This is a genomic window from Peribacillus sp. Aquil_B1 (assembly GCF_022603275.1).
Taxonomy (GTDB): domain Bacteria; phylum Bacillota; class Bacilli; order Bacillales; family DSM-1321; genus Peribacillus.
In genome coordinates this window covers 1,744,988-1,767,611 of sequence record NZ_JAKXEE010000001.1, presented here as the reverse complement: position 1 = coordinate 1,767,611, position 22,624 = coordinate 1,744,988, and the positions used below count along the sequence as shown (strand labels likewise).

Sequence of the window (22,624 nt, the reverse complement as noted above, 5' to 3'; positions counted from 1 at the left end):
AAAAGGGTGTGTAGTTATGAATTTTGGCCAAGTTTTAACCGCAATGGTTACCCCGTTTAATCATAATGATGAGGTTGATTTTAATGCTACGAGAACTTTAGTAAACTATTTAATTGCTAATGGTTCTGATGGATTAGTAATAGCTGGTACAACTGGAGAGTCTCCTACATTAACAACAGAAGAGAAACTAGATTTATTCAAAATTGTGGTTGAAGTTGTTGATGGAAGAGTTCCAGTCATAGCTGGAACTGGCTCAAATAACACAAAAGCTTCTATCAGCTTAACAAGGCAAGCAGAGGCAGCAGGAGTCGACGGAATCATGCTCGTTACCCCATACTATAACAAGCCGTCTCAAGAAGGATTATTTCAGCACTTCAAGGCTATTGCCCAATCAACATCATTACCGGTAATGCTTTATAATATTCCAGGACGTAGTGTTGTAAACATGTCAGTAGAGACGATTGTTAGCCTCTCAAAAATCAACAATATTGTGGCAGTAAAAGAAGCAAGTGGTGACTTAGATGCCATGGCACAAATCATTAGCAAAACAACTAGTGATTTTACATTGTACAGCGGCGATGATGGGTTAACATTACCGGTTCTAGCCATCGGTGGAACAGGCATTGTTTCGGTTTCTTCACACATAATTGGAAATGAAATGCAAGAAATGATCAATAGCTTTAAACATGGCGATGTCCATGGTGCTGCCGCTACGCATCGTAAACTTCTTCCAATTATGAAAGCATTATTTGCGGCACCAAGCCCCACACCGGTGAAATCAGCATTAAATATGCGAGGGTTAAATGTTGGAGGTGTCCGCTTACCATTGGTTCCTTTAAACGATGAAGAAAAAATAGCACTACAAATGGCTCTACAACCTAGAAACGAAGAAGCTGTTTTGTTAAATAAATAAAGTTAACGATTCATTCAGCTATACTTTAATACCGATTTTCTAATTTAAAGACCATAATTAACGGGATACAATCTTAAAAAGCAGTGCAACTCATAAAGAGTGCACTGCTTTTTAATCGATGCACGGCTCAGTGCTTAAACTAGTTTAGCAATATAATGATTTTATAAGATTAAGGGCAAAAGCAGAATCTCCATTTTCTTGAAATGATAAGAATAATCTTATATGACTCGTTCCCTAGGATCACTTAACAAATACAAACGAATAAAGTGAATTTCCATTCACATTCAATATGTAAAATTAGAGAAGGTTATTTTCATGAAAGAAATAAGAAACGCATTTAAAGTTCAACTTTAGAATTGGATTTATATTTACTAATATAACTTGATAATGAATAAATAGCCTTTGTTCTCTTTTAGCAAAGGCTATTTTTTTGACTAGTTTTTTAGCCAAACTCTTTTATTTCATGGCCTGAAGTTGCTGCTCTTCATTTTTATCCTTGCTGCAGATTTGTATGTTTCCAAATTTAAGGAATTCATTTTTTATTCCTTCTTCTACTTCTCTCTTTCTCTTGTTCTACAAAACACGTTCAATCAAGTGTACTTTTTCGAACGTGACTTTTCTTCCTATATGGGTAAAACTGTTGAATATTTAATTTCTCTGAGAGCTAGGCTAGTTTGAATTCTGGTTATGCCTAGTTTATTTAACTTTCTAATAAATATTTCTAATTCCTTTCGATCTTTATTAGCCACTTTTAAAAGATAATCATACTCACCTGTTAAACAATGGCACTCTAATACTTCTGACATAGAAGCTAAAGCCTTCTCCAAAACTTCCAGTTTTTCAGCTTGATGTATATTCGTACTCATAAAAATAAAGCATAATAAATCAAAACCTAGCTTCTCCTGGTTTAAAATTGCTACTTGCCCATTAATAAATCCTTCATTTTCCAAACGTTTTATCCTTGAATGTATAGCTGGTGGAGATAACTTGACACGCTTGGCAAGCTCAGTATTACTTAACTGTGCATCCTTTTGAAGTAAATCTAAAATTTGAATATCAACATGATCTAGAACCTTGCTTACGATAGATTCCACTTATAGTCACTCCTTTTACAAATGTTCCAAAATCGGTATCATCCACTATCCAAAACTTAATTAAATTCTGTATATCGACTATATTTTTTAACATTATTTTAAGTTTCTTCTATTATACAAAATAATATATTAACTAACGAACTAAAATGTTAAAATTATTAGTAATTAATTATGAAAATTGAAATGTCATTGTGCACAATGGCTTCGATCTTTTTTCACTTAAACTGTGAAAGATGAAAAGGAGCAAAAGATATGCAATATTATTATTTTTCGTTATTACTTTTAACAAGTTTATTATGGGGTGGAAACTTTGTCGTAGGAAAATCGCTTGTCGGTCATGCTTCTCCGATGACGTTGACGAGTTTAAGGTGGATCATTGCTATTAGTTGTCTTTTGCCAATTGTATGGTGGAAAGAAAGAAGGATATTCCCTACTCGAAGTGCAATCCTTCCTTTATTTTTGATGGGAATTACAGGTGTGGTTCTATTTAACCTATTACAATTTGTAGCATTAGAGAAAACATCCGCAACTAATGCTGGATTAATATCAACATTAAACATGATTTCAATTGCTATTTTTTCATTCTTCTTTTTAAAAGAAAGAATTAATATTTTACAAATGTTTTCTATGCTTTTTTCGCTTATTGGCGTAATACTTGTACTTTCAAAAGGAAATATTGATCTACTCCTTTCATTACGATTTAATTCAGGTGATTTATATATGATGGCTGCTGTATGCGTTTGGGGAATATATTCCGTTTGTAGCAAATGGGCCATGATAACAACAACACCCATGATGTCTACATTATATTCTGGTATATTTGGACTTATCGTTCTTCTTCCGTTTAATTTTTCCAATTTTACAGTGTCTAATATAAATACTTCTTTCATACAATCTATTTTATATACAGGCGTTATCTCAACTGTAGCATGTATGGTACTTTGGAACATTGGTGTACAAAAACTAGGTACAACAACATCAGGTATTTTCTTGAATTTCAATCCTATTTTTACTGCAATTTTAGCCTTTCTATTATTAGGTGAAAAAATGACGTGGGTACAAGGAATTGGTAGCGGTATTGTGGTTATAGGTTGTTATTTGTTCTCACATTTTAAAACGAAGGTGATTTTCAAAAAGAATTCTGGACAATCGCAGATTCAAGCATGATTTTTTCAAAGTCTAAAATATACAAAAAAGCCTGATCCAAAGTGGATACAGGCTCGTTTGTTCAAATGGAATTGTTATTTTTTTGCACTTCCTTCTTTTTGGTGTTTTCCTCCTTGAATTTTGCCCTTAAGACAAAAGGCATTCGCATACCATGCTTTCCTGTATCAGCGAAAATATGATCACGAGCTAACTGGATAATTTTATAGGTACTTACATAGTTTGAACCAAAACAATTTCGTCAATTGTCGGTATCTCTCTTTTTAATGAAGATAAGAGACTGTCTTCGATTGTATTGTCGATTTCACAAATCGTTATTGCAGCACCATTGATTTTGGACCGTTCATTGGCCATACGGGCTATTGAACCATCATTAGCATTAATTAGCAGGAGATCATTTTCCGCCAAATGCCAGCAATCTTGATTGACGATAACTTCCACTTCTCCCGAATTACGAAAAGAATTTCTATTCCTAAATGGATATGCTGTGAGTGATGGCGAATATTTTGCAAACTGATTTGATAAGAATCTCCTATTGTTGGTTCAGACATGAACATTCACCTTTTTTAATGGGATTTTACCACTGCCCATCAAGCTATAGCAAATCATTATCATACGTTATTTTATGTAATGTGATGGTAAGTAAGTTTTTTAATTCTATTAGTAAAAAAAGCGCAGCTCCCCGCTTATTGAAGTAAAGCAGTTATCAAATAAGCGAGGAGCTATAATACAGTCACACATGTAGCACCCGTTAATATATTAATTTTTTAAAACCAGTGCTTTGGATATTGTCTTGTTTGAAATAAGTTATTATAGATCATCGATATAAAAACTAATAATAAAGTACCTATTACAATTGAAATCAGGAATCCCCAACCAGCTTGAGAATTAATAGAAACAAGGGCACTTGCCGCTGCGGGGGGATGAACAGTCTTTGTACAAGTCATTATAATCAATACAATAGCCAATGTTAGACCGATAATGAACAGGCTTTTACCAAAGAAGCTCCAAATGATAAGAGCTGATGTAGTAGAGATAATATGTCCTCCAATAACATTACGAGGTTGAGACAAGAGACTTTTATGCGCACCAAAAACAATAACACAGCTCGCCCCAAGAGGAGCTAATGCCATAGGATATCCTAAATGGACAGCTATAAAACTAATCATGATAATAGCAATGAGCCCACCTATAGCTGAAACAAGGGAATCCATATAATCTATTCTGTCTTTTTCCCTAGCTTCGCCCTTCATTTTCTTTAAATATGCTGTTAAACCTATGTTTTGTTGATTGCTCCAACTTTTTTCAAGACTTTTTTCGAATTCCATAATGTATGTTTTCCTCGCGTTTTCTAAGTAAGTCGACAAGTCGACAGGGTTTTTATATATTGTTATCTTACAGGAAAACAATGAATTTTAAAATATATATCTGAATTTTCATTTTTGTTTTCCATAAACAGTTAACAACTTCCCTTATGTCTGTGAGTATGGCGCGAGTGTTTCTAGTACTTTGTTAATTCATTAAGGCCTTACCGATGATAAAGAGTATGGAGTAGTATCAAATGATATAATCTCTCAATCTCCCTTCTTTTTTGAAGCCTAAATTTGTCAGCAGCTTATTGGATGCTTTATTTTCAATACAAACAATTGCTCCAATACGCGTTATATCAAGCTATTTAAAACCATAGCTCAGTTCTGCTCTCTTATGTTCATGGAATCATTCTTGAAATCCAATCGTTCCAAAAATGCCATCCGTTCCTTTCAATTCCCCACTTAATACAAGGTTTTTCAACGAAAGTCTTTGAAAAATTCGTAATGATTTGCTTCACCTGATCCGTATTTGTTAATGGAGGTTGCCCATAATATCATAATACATCTGGATTGAAAAACATTTTAATAAATCCAATGCATCCCCTTCAGCCAATTCTCTCAAGCCGAACCGTTTTGTCTCTAATATTGGAGCATTTTTCCACCCCCTTTGCTAAAACTAGATCTATATCTTTCCAGAGGCACACCTCGTTAACACCGTACGTACTGCCCTGACATATATCAGACTTCCATTTTAAAAAAAGATCAACCAGTATAAACCGGCTAACCTTATGATTAACGCATCCCTTAGCTTTATTAAAACTTACCATGTTTCATTTTTTCGGATTTGTCATTATGTTCCAATTTCATGACGACATTTCCCATCTTGTGTCCTTCTCTACATATTTATGGGCTTGAACCATTTCTTCAAACTCATAATATCTGTCAATGACCACTACTAACTTCCCCGCTTCAACAAGTTCTTTGAGGAAGTTTAGAGCTTCTGGGGTTTCAGGGGAATTTTGGCTCAATATCAGCTTCTTGCCTGTTGTCAATTTAGTCCATAGCATTCGAACGCCGGGTAACGGCTTGGCGACATTTAGATAAGTTCCGTCCTTCTTCAGCGATTTCATACAAGCTGAAATCGGACTCTTGTTTACCGCTTCAAAAATACCATCATAGGTCTCCCCGCGTTTCCAATAGCTTACTCGCCTTCATTTATCTTCATGCCTCTAATAAGAACTTCAGCCACTTCTGGACGTGTAAATTCAAGTGGCGGGACAAGACCGTTCCGCAGCATTTCCCTGACTTTGGTCCCGCTTAATATAAACCTGTCTTCATCTTTATGGGGGCATGTTTTCAGGGAAGCCATATTCAAACATTTTTTGCAGTAAAAGCTATGTTCAAAGAAAAGAGGTTTTATGCCAATTTTCAGCGGATCAAACTGGCTAAAGATTTCTTGGGCATCATATGTGCCATAATAATTGCCTACACCCGCATGATCTCGGCCGACAATAAAATGTGTGCACCCATAATTCTTTCGAACAATTGCATGAAATACTGCTTCCCTAGGCCCTGCATAGCGCATTGCTGCTGGGTATATGGCAAGTAAAACCCTATCCATTGGATAGTAGCCATTTAGTAAGGCTTGATAGCTTTCCATACGAACATCCGCAGGTATATCATCTTTTTTCGTTTCACCGACAAGAGGATGCAATAATAGTCCATCAACGGTTTCCAATGCTGTTTTTTGCAAGTATTCATGTGCACGGTGTACTGGGTTCCTCGTTTGAAAACCGACAATAGTATTCCAACCTAAATCCGTGAACACCTTTCTCGTTTCGGAAGGGCTCATATGAAATTCCCCGAATGGCCCATGCGATGACCTATTTATTAAATAAATGGGTCCGGCAACATAGATATCCCCTTGTCCAAACAGCTTTTTAACCCCCGGGTGATCGGGATCGTCAGTTTTATATACGAGTTTTGCTTCCTCCAGTTTATCGTATTCAAACATTTCTTCCACCTGTATGATACCAGCAAGTTCACCGTCATCACTGTATAAAGCGACCTCATCGCCGATGTTCAGCCGACTTGCCTCATCCTTCGTGACAGGAAGAGTGATCGGTATCGTCCATGGCAAGCCATTTGCCAGATGCATATCCTTAATGACACTTCGGTAATCCTCTTTTCCCATGAATCCAACAAGCGGGCTGAACGCACCGTTTGAAATCATTTCCAGATCGGAAACATTCCATTTCGAGATGGTCAGGGACGATAAGGATTTACACTTTTCCAAGTATTCCACACGGTCATTTCCTGATAATTCACGTTGAATCAATTTCCCGCCATGTGGATCGATACTGGTTCTTTGAACCTTCATTTATAACCCCTCAATCATTAGATTTGGTTTGTTTCATATTCTCTTTATCAAATTCGGCCATATCGATATTAAAGACCATTGTCCTTTAAATAACTCATGACCTGCTGCACACATTCTTCAATGGTGTATTGACTGGTTTCAATTAGTATCTCCGGATTTTCCGGTTCTTCATATGGAGCCGAAACGCCTGTGAAGGAGGAGATTTCCCCACTTCTAGCTTTCTTGTACAATCCTTTGGGATCCCGTTTCTCGCAGGCTTCGATGGGACACTTTACATAAATCTCAATAAACTCATCCTGTTGTACTTTTTTTCTTACTTCCTCCCTGTCACTCGCATAAGGTGAAATGAAAGTGGCCAACACTACTATTCCGCTATCCACAAATAATTTGGAGACTTCTCCGATTCGCCTTATATTCTCTTTACGGTCACCAGAGCTGAAACCAAGGTCTTCATTTAATCCATTCCGCAGATTGTCTCCATCCAAAATATATGTCGAAATTCCCATCTCATGCAGTCTTCCCTCGACCATGTTGGCGATGGTTGACTTACCTGACCCTGATAAACCAGTAAACCAAAGAATATAGCTTTTATGTCCGTGCTGAGCTTGCCTTAGCTCTTTCGTAATGGAAAAAGGATGTTGATGGATATTCTCCTGTTTACTCACACTATCTCCCCTTTAATCTTTATGGAACCCCTTTTTGTTGTTCCGGATGACAAATGCCAAAGAACCTGCCCACCCAATCAATATCAGCATATATATGACGGTGACCCAATGATCCTGAAGAGACCATGTGGCAAGCAGCGTTCGAGCATTCGTCAAAATGATAAAACCCCCGACAAGGACTCCCAATAAATAAGATGGCAATTTCGTAACGATCCATGCAGCAATCGGGGCAGCAATAATCCCTCCTACCATCAGGGAGGTTACCCAAAACCAATTCACTTCCTGCCAACCTAACGCAATGAGAAACCCTATGGTTGCAGAAACAGCAATTGCAAACTCACTCGTGTCAACTGTACCAACCACTTTTCTGGCAGGAACACCGTCTTGGGATAATAGGACTGGAGTTGTAATAGGGCCCCAACCGCCCCCACCCGTTGCATCTGCGAAGCCCGCTATCAATCCCAAGGTGATCGATTTTTTTCTTGTAAGATTAATTGATTTCTTTTCACTTTTTGTCTTAGACGTTCTTAAAAAGCGGAAAAGTACATACACACCAAGAATCAGCAGAAATATCGAAATGTATGGCTTTATCAGATCACCAGGTAAGTTACTTAAAAAGCACGCTCCTGCAAATGCCCCGATAGATCCAGGTATGATTAATTTGAAAAGGGCCTGGCGGTCGACATTCCCGAACTTCATATGTGAAATGCCTGATGCGGCCGTTGTCACGACTTCTGATAGATGAACGGATGCAGAGGCCACTGCCGGTGCGATTCCGAATGTCAGCAACATCGATGTGGATGTAACCCCATATGCCATACCTAATGAACCATCGATCAGCTGAGCCAGAAATCCGATAAACGCAAATATAATGAGTTTTCTCATTTTCTCCTCCTACAAAGCATTCCTTTTTTTATAACGTACCTGTTGTCCCTTGTTACCAACCAATGCACTGACGCTCGTCCACTGTCGATTAACGCAATGAAGCCCTTCCTGACATAAGCTTTTATTGGTGACAGTCCCTTTTTATTAAGGAAAATAAATGATTTCTATAAGATATGCAAATAGCTTTATGTATGTTATAGACTCATATATGAAATTGGAAATTTCATTTGGCCACCCCGAGGTCCCGTAAGAAAGACAGGCCCTTCCAACAACTAAAGAAGCCCCTGTTTTATAAACACAGGGACCTCCTTTACATCATGCTCACCTATTGTTGTTTCCTAAGTTCATTTACCAATAATTTTTTCATTTTGGCATGATGTCGATTAACCACCAGCCTATTTTCCATTTTAATGCGTCCTTCATACTTTTTAGAGCCCATTTCTGTATGAATCCTATATAGTAATAGCGGTTGAGGCACAAAGTGAAATTTGAAATTTTGCAGGATCCGCAACCATAAATCATAATCATGTGTGTATAGAAGCGACTCATCAAATACTCCGATGAGCTCAAATACCTTTCTGTGAATCATGACCGAGCAGCCATTAATAATATTTCCTCGGATCATTGCTTTAATAAGTTCAAGCTGATTAGGTGGGAATATCCCTATAATCGGAGTAATGATTTCTCCATTATCATCAATGCAGTAATAACTAGTATAACTGAAACATGCATCTTCCCTTTCCATTGCTTTCAACTGAATCTCTGTCTTCTCAGGGTTAAAAATGTCATCTGAACTAAGCCAGCATATATAATCACCTGTTGCATGTTTGATGCCGGTATTCAATGCACTGGCCGTTCCCCCATTTTCCTTTTTGATATATATTATTTTATCCAGAAACGGATCGATTTTTTCTGAATATAATGTAGAACCGTCATTGACTACGATAATCTCCATATTCTTGTAGGTTTGGTTGAACAAGCTTTCCAAAGCTTTATCGATATATGGACAATTATAGAATGGAACAATAATCGATACTTTAGACATTTATGAACCGCCTTTCAATTGATTACCATGTATTCCGTAAGCATCAAGGGCTATCCGTTTCATAATGAATCATTCATTTTCCTTTTAATATTTATTTCACACTTATTAAGTTATGAACTATTCCCAAACGAGTCATTCCAAATTAAAACGGCTATAAATCCAATTAGTTAATCATACGTATATTACAAGGCTCTTTGACACATCCATTCAAAATGGATCGATTTGTGATGACTGTTGCCTGGAAAGGTAAATCCAACCTAAGTATGAAACCTGATGCTCCATTATTTTTAAGGAGGGGAATAATGAATATATTGTTTGTTTTTTATGTTCCAAGTGGTGGAGTGGAAACATTAAATCGGCAACGATTTGCCGCACTAAAAGAATACGGTATCGATGCTCATTATCTATATTATGATAACAGAAGGAATTTCTTGAATGACCACAGTGCCCCAACTTTTATTACGAATGATGATGCTGAAATCCAAAAAATTTTGGAAGATGGAGATTATTCCGCTATCGTTGTCGTTTCAGATTTCAAAACTTTACCGAGATTCAGGTCCATGGGGTATAAAGGAAAGATGATTATCGAAATCCAGGGTTACGGTCCAAAAAATGTGGCAAGATCGGCTCTTTCAAATGCCATCCCAGATGTCAATGCCCATGCAGATGGGTTCCTTAACCCAAAGACTCCTCATATCATGCAATTATTAGATGAACTTTACCCAACGTTCCCAAAGTTCAGTTTTAATAATTGCTTTGATACAAATCAATTCTGCTACAAACCCACACCTTTAGATGGCTATCGAAAAGTGGCTTGGATAGGAAGGATCGAAGATAATAAAAATTGGAGTGAATTCCTCAAGATCGGTTATCAACTAATTAACAATCATAATCCGAAAATACAATTACTTATGTTCGAAGATCCTACCTTAAGTGACCCTATCGAAAGAGATAAATTCAATAAATTAATAAAACGGTTAAATTTAAGCTCAAAGCTTACTTTGCATTCAAATGTCCCAAATTCCCAAATGGCTGATTTTTTCTCGGAAATTGGGGATTCCGGAGGATTTTTATGTTCCACTTCAAAAGTTGAAGGTGCCCCTTATGCACTCCTTGAAGCGATGAGCTGCAGATGCCCTGTGCTGACGACGGATTCAGATGGGGTAAGGAGTTCAATCATTCATAATCGAACGGGGAAGTTTTATTCTTTAGGAAATATCGATAATGCAGTCAGGGAGGCAAAGGAATTAATGAATAACCAGACATTAAGGGAAAGCATCCGGTCAAATGCCCTTGAGCACGTCAAAACTCATTTTAGTCCTGATTTGTATGCTCAAAACTTCATCAATATGCTAGAGTCCTTAGGAATAGATTCCAAGTGAAAAGAAACCGCCGGAATTTTTCCATTCCGGCGATTTCTTAATTTATCGGGGACTGTCATATGAGGAACTAGTTTGAGGCGCTCTGTTCCATTTGGAATTTTTCCAATTGCTTTTGCTCGTCTACTGTAAGTGATTGAAGTTTTTCGTAAAGAAGTTTTTTAGCAAAATCATATAATTCCAAATCCAATGCGTTATATTTTCTAATCAAGTTAATTAAGTCCGATGGCACTTCTTTTTTGGTCAAGCGATTTTTAGTAATATTTTTTCTTGTATAATGGATATCCCCCCAGGCATATTCCTTTTTTAAGCAAAAAAGTGTTTCATTGAACAACTCAGTAACTCCCACCACAGCAAATGTCTTTAAGTTTCCCTTAGCTTTTTCAATGTCAGGTATTTCCTGGCTGCCACATACCATCAATGTTTGTAAATTGGGTGCTTCAGGCCCTTTGACTACAAACTCCTCCAAGGTCATGTCTTTTACCATTTCATAGCCAGGATAATCCTTCAAAAAATAATAGGAAGAAATGACACGGTCTACCGGGTCACGTAACATCGTAAAATAATTGAATGGCCGTGAAAACTCCTGATGTACCCCATAGAAATAATGACCTGTAATCGCTTTGATATTCCTCTTTTCCGCTTCTGTTAATTCGTCCATTTTCATCATTTTCATTTGAAATGAGTCATGATCAAATATTTCGTTAAGCTTGTATTGTTTTTTAAATATTTCATTTAAAGTCGTTCCACCTGTTTTGGGGATATGCATAAATATATCGAGAAGACCTTCAGACATAATGATTCCTCCATTTCTAGTTATAAAAAAAATCATGCACTATAGGTTCTTTAAATTTTTTTTGAGAATGGGCCGGTAATGGGTTTCAATCGTAAGAATATCTTTTAACATTTCAGATTGGAATCTGCTTGTACCCGATTCTTCATGTATCCTGAACTTCGTTAAGACTTCATCCAAATAATACATTTTATAACCATTTACCAATAAACGAAGCCACATTTCATAATCATGGGTATAACGATGATATGGATTGAAGTAACCAACCGCATCGAATACATCTTTCTTCAAAACGACAGTACATCCATTCACGGCATTACGAAGTAAAAAAGCATGGTACACTCCGTTTTCAATATCGGAAAAGCGTTCGCCGGTCCAAGATAGAATGACTTCATCATTTTTGTTTATACTATCAAAATTCGTAAAACTCACCTTAGCATTATGTTCGAGCATAAACGAAATTTGCAGTGACACCTTTTCAGGAAGAAAATAATCATCCGAGCTTAACCAAGCGATATATTCTCCCGTAGCAGCACGTATCCCATGATTCAATGCCGTAGCAGTTCCCCCGTTCTCTTTTCTTAAATAACGGATTTGTTCCAAGAACGGCTCGATTTTTTCAGTATAAATTGTCGATCCGTCATCGACGACAATGACCTCTACATTTTTATATGTTTGATCAAGCGCACTTTGAATGGCGTGATCTATATAGGGACAATTATAAAACGGAATAATGATTGATACTTTCGGCTCCATTGCCCACCCTCCTGAAGAATTAATAGTGTATTTTTTCAAATTCCTACAATTGATTTATCACTTTTCCATTAAGTCACGATGAAAGGCAAGGATGTCCATTAAAGATGATTCAAGTGGGATATTTGGCTTCCAACCTAAATTCACTAGCTTAATAGGGTCGATTGCCGCTTTATTTTCGATTAAATCATTTCGTTTTGAATTGACCTTGATATCACCTGTTGTTACCGACCTATAGCCTTCTATGATTTCTTTTAAAGAACGATTATTACCTGAAGCCACATCATACGTTTCTCCAGACCGCCCCTTTCTCAAAAGAAAGTCATAAGCTCTCACTGCATCTCTTACATCCAGAAAATCACGTTGGTCATTCGGATTATCGACCTCAAGGACCTTTTCCATTCCCTTCCTTTCCATATCTGCGATTTTTTTCGCAAAAATGGAACATACCCCATTTGAAAATCCAGGTCCAATTAGATTGGATGGTTTTGCAATGATGATGTCCATGTTATATAAAACTGCCCATGATTGTGCTATAAGTACTTGAAGTGTTTTACTTAAACTATAAGGATGTGGAATGGAAGAGATTGAACCAGGATCTATTTGAAGAGCTGAGCCAACTATCACCATTTTACAGGTTGGACTTTCTTTGCGAATTGCATCAATTAAATATGCAGTGGACATGGTATTTGCCTCAAGAGTCGTTACGGGCTCCGACCATGACTCCCCAACGTGGTTTTGTCCGGCTAAATGAAGAAGGTATTGAGGTTTGGTCCTTTTGATGAGGTTCTTTACATCGTTTTCATTTGTCAGGTCACAGCATTCTGCATGTATCCTACCATCAAAATTCATCTTTTTTCTTGAAATCGCCGTAATATCAAATCCTGATTTCAGGAAGTGTGCGCATGCATGCCTGCCTGTAAACCCACTAGCCCCTGTGATCATTAATTTCCCTTGTTGATTCATTGATTCCTCATCCAATCATTATTGATATTAATAACCGCTTTAATCAACTCAAGGTTATCCAGATTTTCATTGATAAAAGGATACCGGATATACTGGTATTTTTTCTGACACATTGGGTCAGCAGGAACAATCGCTCTTAACTAGTTCTAAAAATCACCATTAGCAGTTATTTTATAAATCCATAGTAATCATAAACACAGTCTCTTATTACACTATGTTAAAACCCCTCTATTGCTATGGGCTGCTCTCACATCTACCGTCAAAAGGGCTTACACTTAAGGATGAACAATATCTTAAAATGCTGGACTTTTTTTGAGGGGATAATGTGGGAGTATCCGTTTCCATATATAGGGATATTTAGGAAGTGGATTTTACAGAAGGGTTGTACATAATGGGTCAATATGCTGCAACAGGGAAATGCCAAATATACTTTTAGATAAAAATATTCATATCATGAATAACTTGTCTATACAAAAACCTTCTCAAATTAATATGTTAGAGTATTCCAACAAAAAGAGGTGTTATAATTTGGGAAAATTTTTAGATGCACAAACCTCGCAGAATGCAAGTTATCGGGATTCCATCTCGGTTCCGGTTACCGCTACACCTGCACTCTTCGGAACATTGGGCCTTAATACTACGGGTGCTGGACCGAACCTTCGGGTGGAATTCACTTTCACCGCAACTCTTAGCTCTCTAGCTGCTATATTAACTCCTGTCAACATTGAAATTTATAGAGGGACAGGCGTAGGACGAGTACTCGTTTATTCAGCACAGCTAACATTACCCGTTGCAGGTTTAGGTGTTGCCTCCGAAACGTTAATCACCCTTGCAGGAGCGGACTTTAATCCACCCTCCCCTAATAACTTTTTAGTATATCAATCGTTCATAAGTATACCTGGCGGAATTGTCGTCGCACCGACTCGTACTGGCCCAGAAAGCTTTTACGCAGCTGCTTTTTCCAACTAAATACTTCTAAGGGCAATGAAGAATAATTAATTTACCCTTCTTTATATTGACGGCGAGTGCTTCTTGAGTGGACAAGTACTCGCACTTTTTTTATGAAATGATATTCAAATAACTTGGAAATCCCTTAAATAAGCTACATAAACACATGTGATTCGTCTATAGCATCATTTTTTCCCCGAATAGTTATAAAGAGATAACTTAAAATGGAGTATCAAAAGCATGATAAGGGGAGATTACCGTGAAAATATTACTTGCCACTTTTTGGGTAACACCACATGTTGGCGGTGTATGGAACTATATGCAGCAATTAAAGGAAAAGCTTGTAACTCTTGGTCATGAGGTCGATTTTCTAAGCTATGGTGAAAACCATGAATATGTTCATATCATTAACGAAAATCGTAGGGTAGATAGGGATTCACTGCCTCCAGAAGTATTAATGGAACAACAAGATTCACCCCTCCATAGTGATCCAGTGATTGCTTATTATGCCTCAAAGTGTGATTTTTTTCAGTTAGCAGCTAATAATTTAGGTTTGGAAAAATATGATGTCATTCATACACAAGATATATTTTCGACAGTCTGCATTAACCGGATACGATCCGAAAAAACTGCTCTGGTCGCTACCCTTCATGGTTGTGTCGCTCACGAGCTAAGGAGCGCGCACTACAGCTCCAATACGCTAAATAAAAGCTACGCAAAACAAGGTTGTGATTATTTTAACCGACTCGAATATGAAGGTGCGACCTCGGCTGACTTTACGATCGTAGCCAATGAATGGATGAGAAATATATTAACGGATGAATTTCAAGTGCCGAAAGAACAACTTAGTGTTTTTCACTATGGATATGACATCGAATCCTTCATGAAGCGAGTCGACGAAAAAACCGACATCCAACGCCCAACTGATAAAAAAGTGATTATCTATACAGGTCGCCTGAATGAGTTTAAAGGGGTGCATCATTTGCTAGGCGCACTCTCAGAACTAAAAAGAAAAAGAGATGATTGGGTTTGCTGGATTGTTGGGGATGGTCCCAAAGAAATCGAGTTGAAAAACAAAAGCAAAGCCGAGGGCTTGGAAAGTGATGTGATTTTTATGGGAAGGCGGGATGATGTTCCTTATTTGTTATCTCTTTCGGATATCTTCGTTCTTCCAACCTTGATGGAAAATCAGCCGTTGTCTGTTATTGAAGCGCAAATTTCCGGAAAAGCAGTCATTGCCAGTGATGTGGGAGGAGTGCCCGAAATCATCGAACATGGAATTACAGGTGTATTATCACCTGCGGGGGATGAACAGATGTTGACCACGCATATCAATTACTTATTGGAGAATGAATCCTATTTGAAAAACCTTGGATTAAATGCCCAAAAGTGGGGGATCGATCATTGGTCACCCGATAAAGCCGTTCAAAAAGTGCTAAATGTATATGAAAACGCACTTTGCAAAAAGAGAAATAATTGATGTCCATCGAAAAGTGCTGACCGCTTTGATTGCGTCAGCACTTTTCTCTTTTTTCCTTTTTCCTTTCTTTTTTGGCAATGCTAGGTACCTGTTTAGGCCATTTTTGGCCGTATAACATACAATACTAAAAACATATAAGAGGAGCATGATGCATGAAGGCTATCGTGACAGGAGGGGCTGGGTTCATCGGTTCCCATCTCGTTGAAGAACTTATCTTAAATGGAGCCGAGGTACATGTATTGGATAACATGATATCCGGACACAAAGAATATGTACATCCAAATGCCATCATTCATACTGAAGATATATGCAGTGAGGCAGCTGTTCAAATCATCGCGAGGGAAAAGCCGGATGTCGTTTTCCATTTGGCTGCACAAGCTGATGTGAGCCGTTCCATAATTGAACCCCAATATGATGCTGATGTGAACATTAATGGAACTATTAATATTCTTCGGGCTTGTCATGAATCCTCTGTAAGTAAACTGATCTTTTCTTCAACCTCAGGAGTTTATGGCAATTTACAGAGAGAACTGATTTCCGAAGATGACCCGACAGGACCCATTTCTTATTATGGATTATCAAAACTGACTGCCGAATCATATATCCGCCTGTTTCATCAGTTATATGGGCTCCCCTATACGATTCTCCGTTATGGAAACGTTTATGGGCCGAGACAAACCGCAAAAGGCGAAGGCGGAGTCGTCGCAGTCTTTTTGGAAAAACTCAAAAAAGGAATGCCTTTAAGCATTCACGGTGATGGTGAACAAACTCGTGATTTTATATATGTGAAAGATATAGTGCATGCTAACATCGCTTCGGTGAATCGTGGTAATCAAGAAACGATCCAGGTCAGCACTGCACAGAAAACATCAGTAAATCAACTATTGGAAATGCTCACACAAATTCATGGTTCAAAAGTGAGTACACTCCATTCAGCCGCAAGAACAGGAGATATCAAACACAGCTGCCTTGATAACAGGAAAGCACGGCAATCACTGAATTGGTATCCAAAGACTGATATTTTCCAAGGGTTATCCGAAACCTATTCCTTCTCGAGTAAGAAGTAGTTACAATGATATTCCCCATCTTCCCCTTTAAAACCACTACCACATTGTGTATGGATCTCCTTTACACCTCAAACCGACGCTGCAATCAAAATTAAAGACGCACTAAAAAAGGTTGCATTTTTAATCTATCATTTCTCCCGAAAACCTAAATTTTCGGGAGAATATCAGTGGTCATTTATTTTGGACCGTTTCTAAAAAGTTTTCTATCGAAACGATGTTCTTTTAACATCCTTCGTCCAGTATTCATAAGTTAAACTATTTCTGAAGAATTACTCTATTTATTAAAAGTCAATAAAATGATAGCGCTTTCACAAAGAAGCCTTTTCCACTTAAAAACTCAACGGCTTTAGGTAATGCCACCTTCAAAATTACTTTTTTGTTTTTAAAAGAAAAAGTCCTCTCGGATAGTAAACTTTTTACATTGTTTGGATCGAACTTTTCTCATCCAAAGCGATGCGAAGTTTCCTACACGAAGAGGTCTTTACATAGCATAGCTGACCATTTTCAGTCTGAACGAAATCTAGTTTTTTGGTGACGAATGGATTACCCCATTCAACCAATCGACTTGTTTTCTTCCTTTTTCTTCATCCAATCTCTTAATTCCACCAACATTTCTTCGTAAGTAGGCATTTTGTATTGAAAATCATTTCTTGTATTTTTAATGGTTCGATCTAAATTAATAAATGAATCAGGAATGATTTCCACATCGGTTTTCTTGAAGATTTTCTGTATCAATGTCAATAAGGCCGCTTTTGAGATTTTTTCATCTGAACCAAGATGATATAACCCAGTAATGTTCTTTTGGATCATCGTATCCAGTGCCTTAGCCAGCTCGAGAGTCGTTACACCATTCCATAGCACTTTTTCGTATCCTTTTATTTCTCCCTTTTGCTTCATGAACCAAAGAAATAAACCAATTCCATTTTCTTTTAGCTCCGGCCCGATTATGGAGGTTCGTATAGTCAAATGTTTATCACTAATGATTTCTCCCAAATGTTTTGATTGGCCATAAATTGTGGAACTGTCGGGTACATCATCTTCCGTATAATCACCTTTTAACCCTGAAAATACACAATCTGTACTGATATGAATCAATTTTCCATTATTGCGTTCAGTCAATTTAACAAGCTGATGGGGAAAGACACTATTAACCTGAAAAGCGAGCTTCGTATTATCGCTAGCATGCTCATTTAAAATGCCGATGCAATTAATCGTAATGTCAGGTTTAACTTTATCCATGATTTCCTCTAGACTCGTTACATCAGTTACATCCAGATATAGTCCCTTTTTATCATTCGGATCTCTTGACGTATAGGTCACCTGATACTTAGGGTCCTGTGTAAAATACTCCTTTATTACATGGCCTGCCATCCCTTGTCCACCAAGGACTAGTACCTTCATGTTAAATAAAGCCCCCATTCTTTAACATTTCCTCAATTTGGGCTTTATCCATTAGTCCTGTTCCAGAGTTATAGTCTTCTAAACTAACTGGCTGATATTTAGAATAATGTTCTTTTATCCCATCTATGTGAATCGCTGGCAATATGACATAATACTCATCGTCATAGGCAATCGCCGTTGTGCTTTCATATTCTGAAAGCAGAATCTCATGGAGTTTTTCACCAGGACGGATGCCTAGGACATCTACACCTACATTTGTTTTTCCAGATGCTTCTATCAACACTTCAGCTAAGTCAATAATTTTACAGGAAGGCATTTTCATCACGAAAATTTCTCCGCCGACACTTTCAAAAGTAGCCTTGAATACCAATTTTATCGCTTCTTGAATGGTTAGAAAGAACCTTGTCATATTCAAGTCCGTTATGCCAATTTTTCCCTTTTCCTTGATTTGCTTTTTGAATACATGAATGACGCTTCCATTCGTACCCATGACATTTCCACCGCGGATACATACGAATCTAGTTTTCGTGTTTAATGTATTAGCATGTATGATCAGTCTTTCCGCCATCGCTTTTGATAGACCATAAAAATTGGATGGATTCGAAGCCTTGTCTGTAGATATATTCACAACAGAATGCACATTACAGCTTATAGCTGCCTCTATTACATTCTGTGTTCCGATTACATTCGTCTTCAATGCTTCAATGGGTTGATCTTCACATACAGGAACATGCTTTAATGCAGCCAAGTGGAAAATATAATCAACGCCTTGGCAAGCTTCCAATAAAGCTTCCTTCTCTTTTATGTCTCCGATAATAAAATGCAATTTCGGATTATTATCAAACTCTTGTTTCATGGTGAATTGATTGGATTCATTTCTTGAGAAAATCCGTATTTCACTCGGTTCAAAATCCAATAGCTGCCTTACCAATTCATATCCCCATGAGCCTGTACCGCCCGTTACCAAAATTGTTCGATTCTTAATCAATTTCATGGCCTCCCAGTATTATTTTAAGCACTTTATCTGAAACGTTTTTATGGTCGTAGCCTTCTGGAAAAGTCCAGTCTTTTTGCTGGTTAACCATAACCTTCACACAATTGACAATTTGTTTAGCATTAATTCCTGATAACATATTGCTGCCTGACTCAATTGTTTCAGGCCTTTCCGTAGTTTTTCTGATCGTAACCGCAGGAACATGGAACAAGCAACACTCCTCTTGGACGGTTCCGCTGTCAGTCAGCACACAAAAAGCGCTTTTTTCAAGCTTAACGAAGTCGAAGAAACCAAATGGCTCATGGAATTCAATTAGTGGATGTACATCTAAATTGGGACTGAGTTCTATGCGGGATTTTGTCCGGGGATGTAAGCTGCATATGATTCTTTTTTGATAGGTTTCGGCAACCAAATTAATGCCTTTCATAATTTCCATCAAACGGTCTTCATAATCAACATTTTCGGCTCGATGGGCAGTTACGAGGAAATAATCCTCCTTTTTCAAATTCATTTTGTCCAAAATTCCACTTTGCTCGATCTCATTGTTGTAATGATTCAAAACTTCGTAAATAGGGTTTCCCGATAAATATATCCTTTTGCTGGGGATACCTTCTTTCAGAAGATTCTCTTTACTTTGAGGAGTGTAAGGTAAATTCAAGCTTGATACAGCATCAATGATCTTTCGATTTTTCTCCTCAGGCACTTCCAGGTCAAAGCAACGGTTCCCTGCTTCCATATGAATGACGGGTATTCCCAGTCTTTCTGCTAAGATGGAGCTGAGCCCGGAGTTCGTATCCCCCAACACTAATACTTTGTCTGGCTTTTCTTTTAATAGGATGGTCTCTAAATTCTTAAAGATGGCCGATAACTGTTCGCCGAGTGTTTTCTGTTGATTCAGCAAGACATAATCGGGTTTCCTTACCTGTAACTGTTGGAAGAATATTTCGCTTAAGGATGTAGTGAAATTTTGCCCGGTGTGTACTAGAATATGTGAATCAGCATACTGATCCAATTTCTTTATAATGAGACTTAATCTGATGATTTCAGGTCGAGTCCCTAAGATGGTCATTACTTTCACGATTTGCACTCCTTACTCTTTTCTGGTATATGGCCTCTCCGTCTACCCTTTATTGTATGCACTGCCAATCCTATTGATATAGGCTAACCTATTAGATTTCGGTCTATTTAAAAAATACCCGCCTTTATAGACTGCACGTCCAACTCTGGCCAAGGCTAAGTTTATAGATTTTTTTTAATAAAAAAAGACATGGAACGACTCCAAGTCTTTTTTGGTAGAACACCTGCCTCCGTACGCTGAAGCATTATCATCCTTTGGAAAAGGTAAATGATTCATCTTTTTTTCGATTACCTACCTTTGAAACTATGTGAAATCTTCCTGAATTGAATTCCACTCCATTCTATTAAAAAAGCTATATGTCCTTATGGGACATATAGCTTTTTATCATTTTTGAAATTGTAATTGATGCAGATTGGCAAAAATGCCCCCCTGCTTAAGTAAGTCATCGTGACCGCCCTCTTCAGCAATTCCTTCCTCCGTAACAACCACGATCTTGTCAGCGTTTCGAATGGTTGCCAATCGGTGTGCGATGATTAACGTAGTCCTGTTTTCAGCTAGTTCAGTAAGAGCCTGCTGAATGATTCTTTCCGTCTCCGTATCGAGTGCAGAGGTTGCCTCATCGAGAATTAATATTGGCGGATTCTTCAAAAACATCCTTGCTATTGCAATTCGTTGTTTTTGTCCTCCAGATAATTTCAAGCCGCGTTCACCTATTTGAGTTTCATAGCCTTCTGGAAGTCCTTCAATGAAGGTCTCCAAATGGGCTTTCCTTGCGGCATCTTGAATTTGTTCATCCGATGCTCCAAGCATTCCATACGCAATGTTCTCTTTTACTGTTCCTGAATAGAAACACGTCTTGCTGGACTATGCCAATTTGTGAGCGCAATGACTTTTTCGTCATCTCACGAATATCAATTCCATCAATGGATATTGAACCGTCCTTAACATCATAAAATCTTGGGATCAAAGAACATATTGTCGTTTTCCCAGCTCCTGAAGGACCGACAAAAGCAATGGTCTCACCAGCTTTAATTGTTAAATCAATACCTTTTAAAACTGGCTTTTTGTCTTCATAGTTAAAAGAAACATCTTTAAAGGAAATATCCCCTAAAAGGGGGGTTACCTCTATTGCATCCTTTTTATCCACGACATCAGGCGCGACATCCAGAAGTTCAGTAAAACGCTTAAATCCGGCCATCCCTTTTGGATAGAGTTCCATCAACGCACTGATTTTGTCGATCGGCTTAAACAATACGTTAACATATAAGACGAATGCAACCAGTTCACCATAAGAGAGCTGCCCATGAAAAGTTAGCCAAGCTCCAATCACCAACACGGCAAGGGTCATAAACCTTGTCATCATGTAAATCCCTGATAAGCTAAAGGACATAACCTTATATCCAAGAAGTTTCGCTTTACGGAATCTGCGATTATTAGTAGCAAATCTTTTCATTTCATATGTTTCATTAGTAAAGGATTGTACAACCCTCACTCCAGAGACACTATCTTCCACACGGGCATTAACATCTGCAACTTCTGTATACATTTTCTTCCAGGCTTTATTCATCTTTAAATTACTTATGACAATTAATAAAACGAGGAACGGTAAAATACAAACCGATACGAGTGCCAATTTCACATTGATTGTCAACATAATCCAAAATGCGCCTATAAAAGTCATGAAGGCAATGAATAAATCTTCGGGACCATGGTGGGCAAGTTCACCAATATCGAATAGATCATTGGTTATACGGCTCATGATATGCCCGGTTTTCGTGTTATCAAAAAAACGAAAAGATTGCTTCTGCACATGCTCAAATAATTCTTCACGCATATCAGTCTCGATATTGATACCCAATTTGTGACCCCAATACCCTACGATGAACTGCAAGAAGGTACTAATGATATAAAGGAGGAACAAACCGGCACTTACCGAAACAATTGCAGACCAGTCGTCGCCAGGCAGCAGTGTATCTATAAACCACTGAACAGCTAGCGGAAATGCAAGTTCAAGTACAGCCACGACCACTGCACTGAAGAAGTCAATAATGAATAACCGCTTATGCGGCAGGTAATATGAAGCAAAACGTCGAATCATCTAATTTTTCTCCTTTTTTACATATATTAAGGAGTATAATTCCATATTCAATATTCAGCAAGCATTTCAGAACCCCCATGTTCATATTATGGTAAAATCATCTATATAAAAACAGCCCAACCCGGCTCATGCAATCTAGTAAAATAAGGAGTGAATCCAGTGTAAAAATTATTACCATTCTAAATAACCATGAACTTTATTTTCTTAAAAA

19 protein-coding genes and 2 pseudogenes are annotated in these 22,624 nt (G+C 37.8%); 6 read left to right on the top strand and 15 right to left on the bottom strand.

Going from position 1 to position 22,624, the window contains the following annotated elements; genetic code table 11:
* Positions 1–16 precede the first annotated feature (16 nt).
* Positions 17–913 carry a 4-hydroxy-tetrahydrodipicolinate synthase gene (gene dapA, locus MPH60_RS08810; RefSeq protein ID WP_241590912.1) on the top strand — a complete coding sequence of 299 codons (897 nt, stop codon included), beginning with the start codon at positions 17–19 and terminating at the stop codon, positions 911–913.
* A 623-nt stretch (positions 914–1,536) separates the two neighbouring features.
* Here dapA and MPH60_RS08805 read toward each other — a convergent pair.
* The gene (locus MPH60_RS08805; protein ID WP_241590914.1) at positions 1,537–2,007 is read right to left on the bottom strand and encodes an Lrp/AsnC family transcriptional regulator; all 471 of its coding nucleotides are present in this window, start codon (positions 2,005–2,007) and stop codon (positions 1,537–1,539) included.
* Positions 2,008–2,259: 252 nt separating this feature from the next.
* Between MPH60_RS08805 and MPH60_RS08800 the strand changes: the two genes are divergently transcribed.
* Positions 2,260–3,174, top strand: a complete 915-nt coding sequence (locus tag MPH60_RS08800; protein WP_241590916.1) for a DMT family transporter — start codon at positions 2,260–2,262, stop codon at positions 3,172–3,174.
* A 210-nt stretch (positions 3,175–3,384) separates the two neighbouring features.
* On the opposite strand, the gene MPH60_RS08795 is transcribed toward MPH60_RS08800, so the two are convergent.
* The 7 genes and pseudogenes from MPH60_RS08795 to MPH60_RS08760 all read right to left on the bottom strand — a co-directional run bounded on the left by MPH60_RS08795 (position 3,385) and on the right by MPH60_RS08760 (position 9,456).
* Positions 3,385–3,612: a hypothetical protein gene (locus MPH60_RS08795; RefSeq protein ID WP_241590917.1), complete on the bottom strand. Its 228-nt coding sequence runs from the start codon at positions 3,610–3,612 to the stop codon at positions 3,385–3,387.
* Positions 3,613–3,938: 326 nt separating this feature from the next.
* On the bottom strand, positions 3,939–4,499 hold the full coding sequence (locus MPH60_RS08790; RefSeq protein ID WP_241590919.1) for an HPP family protein: 561 nt from the start codon (positions 4,497–4,499) through the stop codon (positions 3,939–3,941).
* Positions 4,500–5,294: 795 nt separating this feature from the next.
* Positions 5,295–5,665: pseudogene (locus MPH60_RS08780) on the bottom strand (zinc-binding dehydrogenase); the annotation flags it as partial.
* A 17-nt stretch (positions 5,666–5,682) separates the two neighbouring features.
* On the bottom strand, positions 5,683–6,861 hold the full coding sequence (sat, locus tag MPH60_RS08775) for a sulfate adenylyltransferase (protein ID WP_241590921.1): 1,179 nt from the start codon (positions 6,859–6,861) through the stop codon (positions 5,683–5,685).
* A 68-nt stretch (positions 6,862–6,929) separates the two neighbouring features.
* A complete protein-coding gene (gene cysC, locus MPH60_RS08770; protein WP_241590923.1) occupies positions 6,930–7,526 on the bottom strand; it encodes an adenylyl-sulfate kinase in 597 nt (198 codons plus the stop codon).
* 12 nt (positions 7,527–7,538) lie between these two features.
* Positions 7,539–8,411, bottom strand: coding sequence for a sulfite exporter TauE/SafE family protein (locus MPH60_RS08765; protein WP_241590925.1), 873 nt, complete (start codon positions 8,409–8,411; stop codon positions 7,539–7,541).
* 325 nt (positions 8,412–8,736) lie between these two features.
* Positions 8,737–9,456, bottom strand: a complete 720-nt coding sequence (locus MPH60_RS08760; protein WP_241590927.1) for a glycosyltransferase family 2 protein — start codon at positions 9,454–9,456, stop codon at positions 8,737–8,739.
* A gap of 302 nt (positions 9,457–9,758) precedes the next feature.
* On the opposite strand from MPH60_RS08760, the gene MPH60_RS08755 reads away from it, so the two are divergent.
* On the top strand, positions 9,759–10,838 hold the full coding sequence (locus MPH60_RS08755) for a glycosyltransferase family 4 protein (RefSeq protein WP_241590929.1): 1,080 nt from the start codon (positions 9,759–9,761) through the stop codon (positions 10,836–10,838).
* A gap of 67 nt (positions 10,839–10,905) precedes the next feature.
* On the opposite strand, the gene MPH60_RS08750 is transcribed toward MPH60_RS08755, so the two are convergent.
* Genes MPH60_RS08750 through MPH60_RS08740 form a run of 3 tightly spaced genes read right to left on the bottom strand, consistent with a single transcriptional unit; the run spans position 10,906 to position 13,347 of the window.
* A complete protein-coding gene (locus tag MPH60_RS08750) occupies positions 10,906–11,631 on the bottom strand; it encodes a sulfotransferase family 2 domain-containing protein (protein ID WP_241590931.1) in 726 nt (241 codons plus the stop codon).
* Positions 11,632–11,670: 39 nt separating this feature from the next.
* Complete coding sequence (locus tag MPH60_RS08745; protein WP_241590933.1) at positions 11,671–12,384, bottom strand: glycosyltransferase family 2 protein; 714 nt, start codon at positions 12,382–12,384, stop codon at positions 11,671–11,673.
* A gap of 57 nt (positions 12,385–12,441) precedes the next feature.
* Complete coding sequence (locus tag MPH60_RS08740; RefSeq protein WP_241590935.1) at positions 12,442–13,347, bottom strand: NAD-dependent epimerase/dehydratase family protein; 906 nt, start codon at positions 13,345–13,347, stop codon at positions 12,442–12,444.
* 528 nt (positions 13,348–13,875) lie between these two features.
* Between MPH60_RS08740 and MPH60_RS08735 the strand changes: the two genes are divergently transcribed.
* The 3 genes from MPH60_RS08735 (at position 13,876) to MPH60_RS08725 (ending at position 16,842) form a co-directional block, all read left to right on the top strand.
* Positions 13,876–14,316, top strand: coding sequence for a hypothetical protein (locus tag MPH60_RS08735; RefSeq protein ID WP_241590937.1), 441 nt, complete (start codon positions 13,876–13,878; stop codon positions 14,314–14,316).
* 238 nt (positions 14,317–14,554) lie between these two features.
* Entirely contained in the window at positions 14,555–15,775 is a 1,221-nt protein-coding gene (locus MPH60_RS08730) for a glycosyltransferase family 4 protein (RefSeq protein ID WP_241590938.1), read from the top strand.
* Positions 15,776–15,927: 152 nt separating this feature from the next.
* On the top strand, positions 15,928–16,842 hold the full coding sequence (locus tag MPH60_RS08725; RefSeq protein WP_241615814.1) for an NAD-dependent epimerase/dehydratase family protein: 915 nt from the start codon (positions 15,928–15,930) through the stop codon (positions 16,840–16,842).
* A 552-nt stretch (positions 16,843–17,394) separates the two neighbouring features.
* Here the strand turns inward: MPH60_RS08725 and MPH60_RS08720 are convergent.
* The 4 genes and pseudogenes from MPH60_RS08720 to MPH60_RS08705 all read right to left on the bottom strand — a co-directional run bounded on the left by MPH60_RS08720 (position 17,395) and on the right by MPH60_RS08705 (position 22,413).
* Entirely contained in the window at positions 17,395–18,243 is an 849-nt protein-coding gene (locus MPH60_RS08720) for a dTDP-4-dehydrorhamnose reductase family protein (protein ID WP_241590942.1), read from the bottom strand.
* Between the two features lies 1 nt (position 18,244).
* Positions 18,245–19,231, bottom strand: a complete 987-nt coding sequence (locus MPH60_RS08715; RefSeq protein WP_241590944.1) for a polysaccharide biosynthesis protein — start codon at positions 19,229–19,231, stop codon at positions 18,245–18,247.
* On the bottom strand, positions 19,224–20,315 hold the full coding sequence (gene wecB / locus MPH60_RS08710; RefSeq protein ID WP_241590946.1) for a non-hydrolyzing UDP-N-acetylglucosamine 2-epimerase: 1,092 nt from the start codon (positions 20,313–20,315) through the stop codon (positions 19,224–19,226). Before wecB ends, MPH60_RS08715 begins: the two co-directional genes overlap by 8 nt.
* 384 nt (positions 20,316–20,699) lie before the next feature.
* A pseudogene (locus tag MPH60_RS08705) lies at positions 20,700–22,413 on the bottom strand (ABC transporter ATP-binding protein).
* Positions 22,414–22,624 lie beyond the last annotated feature (211 nt).

What these genes read in the sequence shown, in the direction of transcription:
- dapA (WP_241590912.1), top strand. Translation starts at nt 17, where the DNA reads ATGAATTTTGGCCAAGTTTTAACCGCAATGGTTACCCCGTTTAATCAT.
- MPH60_RS08800 (WP_241590916.1), top strand. Translation starts at nt 2,260, where the DNA reads ATGCAATATTATTATTTTTCGTTATTACTTTTAACAAGTTTATTATGG.
- MPH60_RS08790 (WP_241590919.1), bottom strand. Translation starts at nt 4,499, where the DNA reads ATGGAATTCGAAAAAAGTCTTGAAAAAAGTTGGAGCAATCAACAAAAC.
- sat (WP_241590921.1), bottom strand. Translation starts at nt 6,861, where the DNA reads ATGAAGGTTCAAAGAACCAGTATCGATCCACATGGCGGGAAATTGATT.
- MPH60_RS08765 (WP_241590925.1), bottom strand. Translation starts at nt 8,411, where the DNA reads ATGAGAAAACTCATTATATTTGCGTTTATCGGATTTCTGGCTCAGCTG.
- MPH60_RS08760 (WP_241590927.1), bottom strand. Translation starts at nt 9,456, where the DNA reads ATGTCTAAAGTATCGATTATTGTTCCATTCTATAATTGTCCATATATC.
- MPH60_RS08755 (WP_241590929.1), top strand. Translation starts at nt 9,759, where the DNA reads ATGAATATATTGTTTGTTTTTTATGTTCCAAGTGGTGGAGTGGAAACA.
- MPH60_RS08750 (WP_241590931.1), bottom strand. Translation starts at nt 11,631, where the DNA reads ATGTCTGAAGGTCTTCTCGATATATTTATGCATATCCCCAAAACAGGT.
- MPH60_RS08745 (WP_241590933.1), bottom strand. Translation starts at nt 12,384, where the DNA reads ATGGAGCCGAAAGTATCAATCATTATTCCGTTTTATAATTGTCCCTAT.
- MPH60_RS08740 (WP_241590935.1), bottom strand. Translation starts at nt 13,347, where the DNA reads ATGAATCAACAAGGGAAATTAATGATCACAGGGGCTAGTGGGTTTACA.
- MPH60_RS08725 (WP_241615814.1), top strand. Translation starts at nt 15,928, where the DNA reads ATGAAGGCTATCGTGACAGGAGGGGCTGGGTTCATCGGTTCCCATCTC.
- MPH60_RS08720 (WP_241590942.1), bottom strand. Translation starts at nt 18,243, where the DNA reads ATGAAGGTACTAGTCCTTGGTGGACAAGGGATGGCAGGCCATGTAATA.